The 9,125-nt window shown below is 70.9% G+C and carries 10 protein-coding genes and 1 pseudogene; 4 read left to right on the forward strand and 7 right to left on the reverse strand.

All coding sequences use genetic code 11. From position 1 onward, the window contains the following. Positions 1-460, reverse strand: a pseudogene (locus G3I65_RS20960) (LuxR family transcriptional regulator); the annotation flags it as partial. 75 nt (positions 461-535) lie between these two features. Here G3I65_RS20960 and G3I65_RS20965 point away from each other — a divergent pair. Both G3I65_RS20965 and G3I65_RS20970 read left to right on the forward strand, forming a co-directional pair. Continuing rightward, complete coding sequence (locus tag G3I65_RS20965; RefSeq protein WP_160697611.1) at positions 536-961, forward strand: pyridoxamine 5'-phosphate oxidase family protein; 426 nt, start codon at positions 536-538, stop codon at positions 959-961. A gap of 86 nt (positions 962-1,047) precedes the next feature. Continuing rightward, positions 1,048-2,217 (forward strand): LLM class flavin-dependent oxidoreductase, encoded by a 1,170-nt coding sequence (locus G3I65_RS20970; RefSeq protein WP_160697612.1) that lies wholly within the window; start codon positions 1,048-1,050, stop codon positions 2,215-2,217. 2 nt (positions 2,218-2,219) lie between these two features. Here the strand turns inward: G3I65_RS20970 and G3I65_RS20975 are convergent, their stop codons facing one another. Genes G3I65_RS20975 through G3I65_RS21000 form a run of 6 tightly spaced genes read right to left on the reverse strand, consistent with a single transcriptional unit; the run spans position 2,220 to position 7,240 of the window. Continuing rightward, complete coding sequence (locus G3I65_RS20975) at positions 2,220-2,960, reverse strand: SDR family NAD(P)-dependent oxidoreductase (protein ID WP_160697613.1); 741 nt, start codon at positions 2,958-2,960, stop codon at positions 2,220-2,222. Further along, complete coding sequence (locus tag G3I65_RS20980) at positions 2,957-3,877, reverse strand: 3-keto-5-aminohexanoate cleavage protein (protein ID WP_160697614.1); 921 nt, start codon at positions 3,875-3,877, stop codon at positions 2,957-2,959. The genes G3I65_RS20975 and G3I65_RS20980 overlap by 4 nt, the downstream gene beginning before the upstream one ends. Further along, complete coding sequence (locus G3I65_RS20985) at positions 3,877-4,716, reverse strand: LLM class flavin-dependent oxidoreductase (protein ID WP_160697615.1); 840 nt, start codon at positions 4,714-4,716, stop codon at positions 3,877-3,879. Before G3I65_RS20985 ends, G3I65_RS20980 begins: the two co-directional genes overlap by 1 nt. Beyond that, on the reverse strand, positions 4,713-5,483 hold the full coding sequence (locus G3I65_RS20990) for an aldolase/citrate lyase family protein (RefSeq protein WP_160697616.1): 771 nt from the start codon (positions 5,481-5,483) through the stop codon (positions 4,713-4,715). The genes G3I65_RS20985 and G3I65_RS20990 overlap by 4 nt, the downstream gene beginning before the upstream one ends. Next, complete coding sequence (locus G3I65_RS20995; RefSeq protein WP_160697617.1) at positions 5,480-6,343, reverse strand: hypothetical protein; 864 nt, start codon at positions 6,341-6,343, stop codon at positions 5,480-5,482. The genes G3I65_RS20990 and G3I65_RS20995 overlap by 4 nt, the downstream gene beginning before the upstream one ends. 12 nt (positions 6,344-6,355) lie before the next feature. Continuing rightward, complete coding sequence (locus G3I65_RS21000) at positions 6,356-7,240, reverse strand: DUF6282 family protein (RefSeq protein WP_160697618.1); 885 nt, start codon at positions 7,238-7,240, stop codon at positions 6,356-6,358. 148 nt (positions 7,241-7,388) lie between these two features. On the opposite strand from G3I65_RS21000, the gene G3I65_RS21005 reads away from it, so the two are divergent. After that, a complete protein-coding gene (locus tag G3I65_RS21005) occupies positions 7,389-8,750 on the forward strand; it encodes an MFS transporter (RefSeq protein WP_160697619.1) in 1,362 nt (453 codons plus the stop codon). After that, a partial coding sequence (locus G3I65_RS21010; RefSeq protein ID WP_203612448.1) for a hypothetical protein occupies positions 8,751-9,125 on the forward strand: 375 nt, incomplete at its 3' end.

A 9,125-nucleotide genomic window follows, 5' to 3' on the forward strand; every position in this document is an offset into this window, starting at 1 on the left:
CGTCGCGGACGGCGCCGCCCAGCCCCAGCCGGTCGGCCAGGCGGGCGGCCGAGGTGCAGTGGGAGTGGATCAGCGCCACCATCCGGCCGCGGACGCCGGCGAGGAACACGGCGGCGAGCACGCCGCGCGCGAGCGGCGCCTTGTCCCGCCCGACGTGGGTGGCCAGCAGCCGCAGGAAGGGCAGACCGGTCCAGTTCACCCGGTAGGTGGCGGCGCGGAAGGCGATGTCGTCGCCGAACCAGCGGGCCAGCTCGTGCGAGTCGGCGTGGCAGCCGATCCAGGCGACGAGGGTGGCGTAGTACGTCGTCGCCCGTTGCTCTTCGTCGAGACCGAGCCAGTCGGCGAGCCGGGTCGCGAGCAGCGCGGACCGCAGCATGTGCTCCATCGGCTGGCCCAGGCCGAGGTCGATGGCGAGCGACAGGGCGGCGAGCACTTCGGCCCGGCTGGGCTGGACGGCCATGGTCACCGCCTCGTTCGTGGGACCTCGTCGCGCCAGCCTACGTTTTTGTCGGACCCCGCGGGTAGCTTCCGGGGCATGGTGCTGACCAAGGAGGAACGCGAAGAATTTCTGGCCCAGCCGCACGTCGGCGCGTTGTCGGTGGTGGAGCGGCCCGACCGGGCGCCGCTCGTGGTGCCCATCTGGTACCAGTACACGCCCGGCGGCGAGCTGTGGGTGCGCACGGGCCCCGACGCGCGCAAGACGCGGGCGATCCTCGCCGCGGGCCGGTTCAGCCTGCTGGCGCAGCGGACGTCGCCGACGGTCCGGTACGTCTCGGTGGAAGGGCCGGTGACGAGGACCGAGCCGGACTCCGACGAGCGGTCGCTGGAGATGGCGTCGCGGTACCTGCCACCGGGCGCGGCCGAAGAGTTCGTGGCCTACGAGCGGAAGGAGCTGGGCGAGCACCTCACGGTGTTTTTGCGGCCGGAAAACTGGCTGTCGGCCGACCTGGGGCCGGGCTGACCGTTCGGCCGAACGTGCGACTCCGGTAACGGCCCGGTCGCTCTCGGGGACTGACTTCTCGGTGACCCGACGAGCGGAGGCCGCGGATGCAGATCGACCTGTTCAACGAGATCCAGAACCCCCGTCCGTGGCCGGCCGGGCACGAGCAGCTGCGGTTCCGCCAGGCGATCGAGCAGGCCGTGCTCGCCGACGAGCTCGGGTACGGCTGCTGGTGGCAGGTCGAGCACCACGGCGCGGGGGAGTTCAGCCTGTCCTCGGCGCCGGAGCTGATGCTGGCCGCGCTGTCCCAGCGCACCAGCCGGATCCGGCTCGGCCACTCCGCCGTGCTCGCGCCGGGCCGGTTCAACCACCCGATCCGCGTCGCCGAACGCGCGGCGACGCTCGACCACCTCAGCGGCGGCCGGGTCGAGCTGGGCCTGACCCGCTCGACGATCCCGGAGTGGCGCCTGTTCGGCATCGAGCCGGCCGAGGCGCGCGCCCAGACGCAGCAGGCGTTCGAGATGGTGCCGAAGATGTGGACGGCGGAGCGGTTCTCGCACGAGAGCGACGACTACCGGATCGACGACGTGCCGATCGGGCCGAAGCCGCTGCAGCAGCCGCACCCGCCGCTCTGGCAGGCGGCGGCGAGCCCGGCGTCGTTCGAGGAGGCCGGCCGGCGCGGGGTGGGCGTGCTGGGCACGACGATGTGGGAGTCGCTGGAACGCGCGGGCCGCCTGATCTCGCTGTACCGCGAGGCGGCTTCGGCGTGCACCGAGCCGGTCGGCGCGTACGTCAACAACCAGGTCGGCTTCTTCACGTTCGTCCACTGCGCGGACACCGACGAGGAGGCGATGCGCAACGGCGCCGCGGCGGCCGCCGCCTGGTACACGGTGACGGCGCTGACGTTCTTCGAAGCGGCGACGGAGTTCGTCCGCCAGAACGCCCGCAACGAGCAGCTGCTGGCCGCCCCGGACGGCGGCGGCCTGACCGGCGATTTCCTCCGCGGCGAGGCGGCGAGCACCCCGTCGGCGGCGAACCTGCTGATCGCCCGCATCCTGCAGGGCGAGCAGGTCGCCGACGACGAGGTGTTCGAGGTGCTGAGCGCACAGGACTCGCTGATCGTGGGCAGCCCGGAGACGTGCCGCAAGAAGCTGCGCGCGTACGCCGAGCTGGGCATCGACCGCATGATGTGCCTGCAGCAGATCGGCGGCATCCCGCACGACAAGGTCCTCAAGAGCATCCGGCTGATCGGGGAGCTGATCCCCGACCTGGCCTGAGGCTACGCGGTGAAGCCGCCGTCGACCGGGACGACTACCCCGGTCAGGTGGCTTGCCCGGTCGCTCAGCAGGAACGCCGCCGTCGAGCCGACTTCGGTGCCCGTTCCCGCTTTGCGCAGGGGAGTCGCCGCGATGCGGGCTTCCACCCCGCCCGGGATCGTGCGGCGCAGCTCGTCCAGCATCGGGGTTTCCGTCGGGCCCGGGGCGAGGACGTTGACCCGGATGCCCAGCGGCCCGAAGTCGTGGGCCGCCGTGCGGGTCAGGCCGATCACCGCGTGCTTCGTCGCCTGGTACGCGCCCATGCCCGAGCTGCCGCGCAGGCCACCGATGCTGCTCACGTTCACGATCGAGCCGCCGGCCGCCATCGCGCCGACCTCGGCGCGCAGGCACAGCCACGTACCCTTCACGTTCACCGCCATGATCCGGTCGAAGTCCGCCTCCGCAACGGTGTCGAGCCGGCCGCTGCCGCCCATCGCCGCGTTGTTGAACGCGCCGTCCAAGCGGCCGAAGCGGGACACCGTGGCCGCCACGAAAGCGTCCACACTGGACGCCGATGTGATGTCACCGGTCGTGTAAGCGACGTCGAAGTCGGAAAGCTCCGCCGCCAACTTGGCCAGGGGCTCCTCGTTCCGCGCCACCAGCATCACCGACCCCCCGTCCGCGGCGAACACGCGGGCCGCGTCCGCGCCGATGCCCGAACTGGCCCCGACGACCAGGACCACCTTGCCCGCCAGCAAGCTCATGCCGCTCCTCCTCGCAGTGCCAGCATCGCCCGGGCGTCGGCCGGGGTCGCGATCGGTTTGCCGAGATCTTCCACGACCGCGCGGATCTTGCGGACCTGCTCGGCGTTGCTCTTCGCGAGCTTCCCCTTGCCGATCCACAGGCTGTCCTCCAGCCCGACCCGCACGTGCCCGCCGAGCCACGCGCTGTGCGTGCCGAACGCCAGCTGGTCGCGCCCGGCAGCGAATGCCGAAAACTGGTAGTCGTCGCCGAAGAGCTTGTCGGCGATGCGCACCATGTGCTCCAGGTTCGCGTGGTCCGCGCCGATCCCGCCCAGCACCCCGAACACGCCCTGGATCAGCAACGGCGGTTTCGCCAGCCCCAGCTCCACGAAGTAGGCCAGCGAGTACAGGTGCCCGATGTCGTAGCACTCGTACTCGAACCGCGTGCCCGCCGCACCGAGCGTCCGCAGCGTGTCCTCGATCCGGTCAAAGGTGTTCACGAACGGGTGGGAGTACGTGTTGCGCACGTACGGCTTTTCCCAGGCGTGCTGCCACTCCGTCACCTTGTCCGCGATGCCGGAGTAGACGAAGTTCATCGACCCCATGTTCATCGACGCCAGCTCCGGCTTCAGCTGCCGAGCCGCCGCGAGGCGTTCGTCCATCGTCATCGACGACGCGCCGCCGGTGGTGATGTTGACGACCGCGTCGGTCTGCGCGGTGATCCGCCCGACGATCTTCTCGAAGACGGCCGGGTCGGCGGTGGGCCGTCCGTCCGGTTCGCGGGCGTGCAGGTGCACGACGGCGGACCCGGCTTCGATGGCTTCCAAAGCGGCGTCGGCCACTTCGTCGGCGGACAACGGCAGGTACGGGCTCTGCGAAGGGATGTTCACCGACCCCGTGATGGCGGTGGTGATGATGACTTTTTCGGCCGTGCGCATCAGTTCTCCTCCTCGGCGAGGGCCCGGTAGGCGGCGAGCTTGCCGTCATCGAGCGGGCCCACCAGGGTCAGCGCGACCTGCGTGGCGCCCGCGTCGTACTGGGCTTGGACCGCTTCGCGCACCTGCGCGGGCGTGCCGCAGGCGACGAGCGCGTCGACGAGCCGGTCGGACCCCGGCGGCGCGAGGTCGGCTTCGGTGAACCCCAGCCGGGTCAGCTTCGCGATCTGGTGGGGGAGCGTCAGGTAGTAGGCCAGCCGCTGCCGCGCGACTTCACGCGCCTCCGCGCGCGAGCGGCCCACGACCGCCCACTGGACGACGGACAGGAACAGGTCCCCGACCGTCTCGCGCGCCCAGCGGGTGTGCTCGGGCGTGACCAGGAACGTGATCAGCCCGTCGGCGCGCTCGGCCGCGAGCTTCGTGATCCCGGCCGAGTACGCGCCGAGCACCCGTGGCACCCCGGCGGCGACCTCGTCGACGCCGTCGAGGTACGAGCGCAGAAACGGCAGCGGCCCGACCCCGCGTTCGCGGACCGCCCCGCTGACCCCGAGCCCCAGCACGTACCGGCCGGGGTAGCCGGCGGCGAGGTCCCGCGCCGCCGACCCCGCCGACTTCGGGACGCGCTCGAGCGCGCGGGCGACGCCGTTGCCGACGATCAGCTTTTCGGTGGCCGACAGCACCAGCGCCGCCGTCGTGAACGCCTCGCGTCCGGCGACTTCGGGAATCCACACCATCCGGTGGCCGAACTCTTCGAGCGCGCGCACGAACCGGACGACGCCGTCGTGGTCCAGGTCGTCCAGCTCGGCGATCGACAACGCCGTGCGCGGCAGGGACAACGTCATGAAACCGCTTCCCGGAAGGAGGTGACCAGCCCACGCGCGGCTTCGGCCAGCATCGTGGTGTCGTTGCTCAGCAAGACGAAGTCGCAGCCCTCGCGCACCGCCCGCGCGGCCTTGGCCGGGACCCCGCCGAACGCCAGCCCGCACTTCTTCCCGGCGTCGTGCGCGGCCGCGATCGCCGAGGCGATCAGGTCCAGCACGTCCGGCGCCGCCGGCGTCGAGCCCATCGACATCGACAGGTCGGCCGCGCCGACGAACACGGCGTCCACTGTGTCCAGTGCGAGCATCTCCGGCGCCGCCTTGATCGCCTCGACGCTTTCGAGCTGCGGGATGCAGAGGACGTCGTCGTTGCCGGTGGCCAGGTACTCGGAGGTGGCGCGAAGGCCCCACGCCCCGGCCCGGCTGGTGCCGCCCGCGCCGCGGACGCCGTGCGGCGGGAACCGGCACGCCCGCCCGACCGCCGCCGCCTCCTCGACGGTGTCGACGTGCGGAACGAGGATGCCCTTCGCGCCGGCGTCGAGGATCTTCTGGATCGTCGACGGCGTCTTGTCCGGCACCCGCACGATCGGCGTCATGCCGAGCGCGGCGGCGGTGTTGATCAGCCGGTACGCCGTCACCAGGTCCAGGGGCGCGTGCTCCAGGTCGACGACGGCGAAGTCGAACCCGGCGAACGCCATGATCTCGGTGGGCTCGGTCGAGGCGATCTTCAGCCAGGTGCCCACGGGGGTGTGCGGACGGGTGAACAGCCCGCCTCCGGTGCGCGCGGTCACGGCATGGGGTAGTCGTCGGCGTTCAGGACCCAGCCCGGTTTCTCCGAGAAGTCCACGCGCGGCGGGCTGAAGATGTCGATCAGCTGGTTCACGCCCGGGTCGCTCGCCGCGGAGGTGTGCACGGTCGGCGGCGGGATGATCGTCACCGACGGGCTGCCGATCCGCACGTGCTCGTCCTCGCGCCAGGTCGTGCTGTCGGGCAGCCACGGCGTGCGGATGTGGTGCACGTATTCCCCTTGCACGGCCAGGGAAAGCTGCTCGAAGTCGTCGTGGTGGTGCGGCGAGAGCTTGCGCGGGTCGCGCGGGCCGTCCTGCAGGGGCAGGAAGTTCACCATGAACGACCGCGTCCGGAAGATCCGCCCGAACCGCTTCGGGTCGTGCGGCACGTCCGACAGCGGGTAGAAGCGGACGCGCTCTCCGGCGGGCGCCGGCCAGCGCTCCAAGAGCGCGACGCGCGGGTGGTCCTGGGCGTAGGCGTCGGCGTTGGCGACGCGGTCCCGCCAGGCGGGCTCGGTGGCTTCGACCAGCCGGACCAGCGGGCCGTCGCCGTGGACGCTGATCCGCGACGCGCCGGGCGGGACCACGACCAGCCCCGGCGAGTCCACTTTGGTCGCGCCGTCGGCGGTGAGCACGGTGAACGCGGGGGAGGCGTCGGTCACGACGATCGCCAGCTCGCCTTCGAGGGTGCCGTTGTCGAGGTCGTCGCCGTCACGGGCGTCGGTGTGGATGAGGATGACGTTCTGCGCCCGCACGACCGGGGTTTCGCGCAGGTCCAGGTACTGCGCGGCGGTGATCTCGGCGCCGCTGTCGGGCCGGGCCGCGGTGGCCAGCGCCGAGCGGGGATCGTCCTTTTCGTACACGAGCGGGTCCTTTCAGGCGTCGAGGTTCAGCAGGTACGTCGGGTTGTCGCGGACCATCCGCCGCAGGTCCTTCTCCGGCAGGCCCAGGTCGAGCAGCGCCTCGCCCACCCGCAGCCACGCGTCGACCGGCTTCGGGTTGGCCTTCTGGCCGAAGTCCGACGCCAGCACGGTGTGCTCCGGCCCGAGCGCCTCGATCCAGGTCAGCAGGTTCTTCGGGTCCCACTTCTGGGTGCCCTCGGGGTCGTACATGCCGACCTCGTGCTCGATGAACGCGCCCAGTTCGATCAGCTCGCGGCACAGCGCCGGGTCCGCGCCGATCACGAAGTCGGGGTGGCTGACGACCATCCGCTTCATGCCGCGCCCGTGCGCTTCCTGGAACAGCGTCTTGATGTACTCGGGGTACATGTGCCCGCCGTTGAGGACGGCCTGCTGCTCCTTGATCTCGTCGAGGATCTCGAGCGCTTCGGGTTTGAGCTTGCCGTCGCCGTCGACGATGTCGATGCGCTCCAGGGTCAGCGGGACGGTCGTGGTCGGGAAGGCGCCGTCTTCGGGGTGGCAGTCGATGTGCCTGCCGGAGGAGATGGTCGGAAACCAGACGACTTTGCCGCCCATGCGCAGGGTCATCCGCACCGCGTGCACGTTGAGGCCGCCGACGGTGCTGTTCAGCGCGATGCCGCCGAAGGCCTGCGCCTTGACGCCTTCGAGGCGGCCCTTCATGGCCAGGATGTCCATCTGGGTGTTGTGGTGGTGGGACTTCGCAACCATGGCGCGCAGCCCGATCCGGGCGCCGTCCTGCGCGGCCTCCACGTGGTCGAAGCGCCGGGGGAACGGGCTCGGGCCGGAGTGGACGTGCATGTCGACCAGGCCGTCCAGGACGGCGGCGATGGCGGGGCTCATCAGCGTGCCTCTCGTTCGCATTATGAAGTCAAAGTTCACTATAAGACCGTCTGTCAACCCCGTGACCGCTCTTGTGTTCACGGTTGGCGGTATTTAGAGTGACTGACGTTCGCTTCGTGAACACTAGGTTCGAAAACGGAGGACGATGATGTCCACACCGCCCAGCGCCGCGGAGACGGCCGCGCGACCCGGTACCCCGCACGGCCCCGACCCCGCCAAGGTGCGCGCCGCGGTGCGCGGCGGGACGCTCGCGTACTTCGTCGACCAGTTCGACATCTACCTGCCGATCGTCGTGCTGGCGCCGGCGACCGCGTACTTCCAGGCCGCGAACCTCAGCGCGAGCACGACGGCGCTGCTGGCGTCGCTCGTGTTTGCCTCGACGCTGATCGGCCGCCCGCTCGGCGCGGTCATCTTCGGGCACTTCGCCGACACGGTCGGCCGCAAGCGCACGACGCTGGTCGCGGTCGGCGGGTTCGGCACCATCACGCTGCTGACCGCGTGCCTGCCCGGCCACGAGACGATCGGGATGTGGTCGGTCGGCATCCTGATCGCCCTGCGGTTCGTCGACGGGATCTTCCTCGGCGGCGAGTACACGACGGCGGTGCCGCTGGCGATGGAGTGGAGCCCGAAGCACAAGCGCGGCCTCTACGCCTCGATCATCACGTCGACCTCGCCCGCCGCGTACGCGGTGATCGCCGCGCTCACCTTGCTGATGCTGCAGCTGCTGCCCGCCGCCGGCTTGCACAGCGCGTACGTGCAGTGGGGCTGGCGGATCCCGTTCTTCGTCGGCGCGCTGCTGGCCGCGGTGCTGTTCCGCTACTACCTCAAGCAGGTCCACGAGCCGCCGGCGCAGCTGACCGGCGAGAAGCACAAGCTCCCGTTCGTCCGGCTGCTGAAGAAGTACCCGCGGGCGCTGGGCCAGGTGTTCATCCTGATGACCGGCACCTGGCTCGCGACCAACATGGAAGCCGCCGTGACGCCCGCGCAGCTGAAGGCGCACCTGGAGCTGTCCAGCAAAGAGGTCACGCTGACGATGCTGGTGATCAACGCGTCCGCCGCGCTGTCGTACCCGCTGTTCGGCATGCTGTCCCAGCGCATCGGGCGGCGGCGGTTCTACATCGGCTACGGCTTCTCGATGGTCGTGCTCGGCGCGGGTTCCTACACGCTGCTGATGGCTTCGAACGGCGGGTTCGGCGCGGCGCTCGGTTTCGGCGTGCTGATCGGCGTGTTCACCGTCGGTACGTTCGGCCCGATCGCGGCCTACCTGACCGAGCGCTTCCCGGCCAGCATCCGGTCGACCGGCTACGGCGTCGGCTACAGCCTCGCGCTGATCGCACCGGCGTTCTACCAGTTCTACCTGCAGCAGTTCGACGGCTTCATGCCCGCGCACCTCGCGCCGGGCGTCCTGATCGTGGTCGCCGGCCTGCTGATCAGCCTGGGCGGCTTCCTCGGCCCGGAGACGAAGGACGTCGACATGGCCGACGACAGCACCATCCCGAAACTGTCCTGAATGGACGTCGCGGGACTCGCCGCCGCCAACCCGGTGTGGGTCGGTTCCTCGGAGCTGACCATGACCCTCGACGGGATCACCGCGTGCGTCGACGCGGGCGCCGGGGCGGTGGTGGCGAAGTCGGTCAACGAAAGCGCCGCCGCCCGGCGTCAGCTGGACATCGCGGACTACGCCTTCGTTTCCGCGAACGGCGAGGTGCGGGCGCCGGGCTCGGGACGGCCGGGGGACGGGCTGCTCAACCGGTCCGGGCTCGCGCGGGTCGACCTGGACGACTGGCTCGGCACCCTGGCCGCCGCGGTCGCCCACGGCGCGCCGCGGGGCTGCCCGGTCCTGGGGAGCATCACCCTCGGCGACCCGGGCGCGGCTGCGCGGATC

It is taken from the genome of Amycolatopsis sp. SID8362, from assembly GCF_010550475.1.
GTDB lineage: Bacteria > Actinomycetota > Actinomycetes > Mycobacteriales > Pseudonocardiaceae > Amycolatopsis > Amycolatopsis eburnea.

Bases quoted from the DNA above. Each gene is read 5' to 3' on its own strand.
- G3I65_RS21000 (WP_160697618.1), bottom strand. From the start codon at position 7,240: ATGAGCCCCGCCATCGCCGCCGTCCTGGACGGCCTGGTCGACATGCAC.
- G3I65_RS20980 (WP_160697614.1), bottom strand. From the start codon at position 3,877: ATGCGCACGGCCGAAAAAGTCATCATCACCACCGCCATCACGGGGTCG.
- G3I65_RS20970 (WP_160697612.1), top strand. From the start codon at position 1,048: ATGCAGATCGACCTGTTCAACGAGATCCAGAACCCCCGTCCGTGGCCG.
- G3I65_RS21005 (WP_160697619.1), top strand. From the start codon at position 7,389: ATGTCCACACCGCCCAGCGCCGCGGAGACGGCCGCGCGACCCGGTACC.
- G3I65_RS20975 (WP_160697613.1), bottom strand. From the start codon at position 2,960: ATGAGCTTGCTGGCGGGCAAGGTGGTCCTGGTCGTCGGGGCCAGTTCG.
- G3I65_RS20985 (WP_160697615.1), bottom strand. From the start codon at position 4,716: ATGACGTTGTCCCTGCCGCGCACGGCGTTGTCGATCGCCGAGCTGGAC.
- G3I65_RS20965 (WP_160697611.1), top strand. From the start codon at position 536: ATGGTGCTGACCAAGGAGGAACGCGAAGAATTTCTGGCCCAGCCGCAC.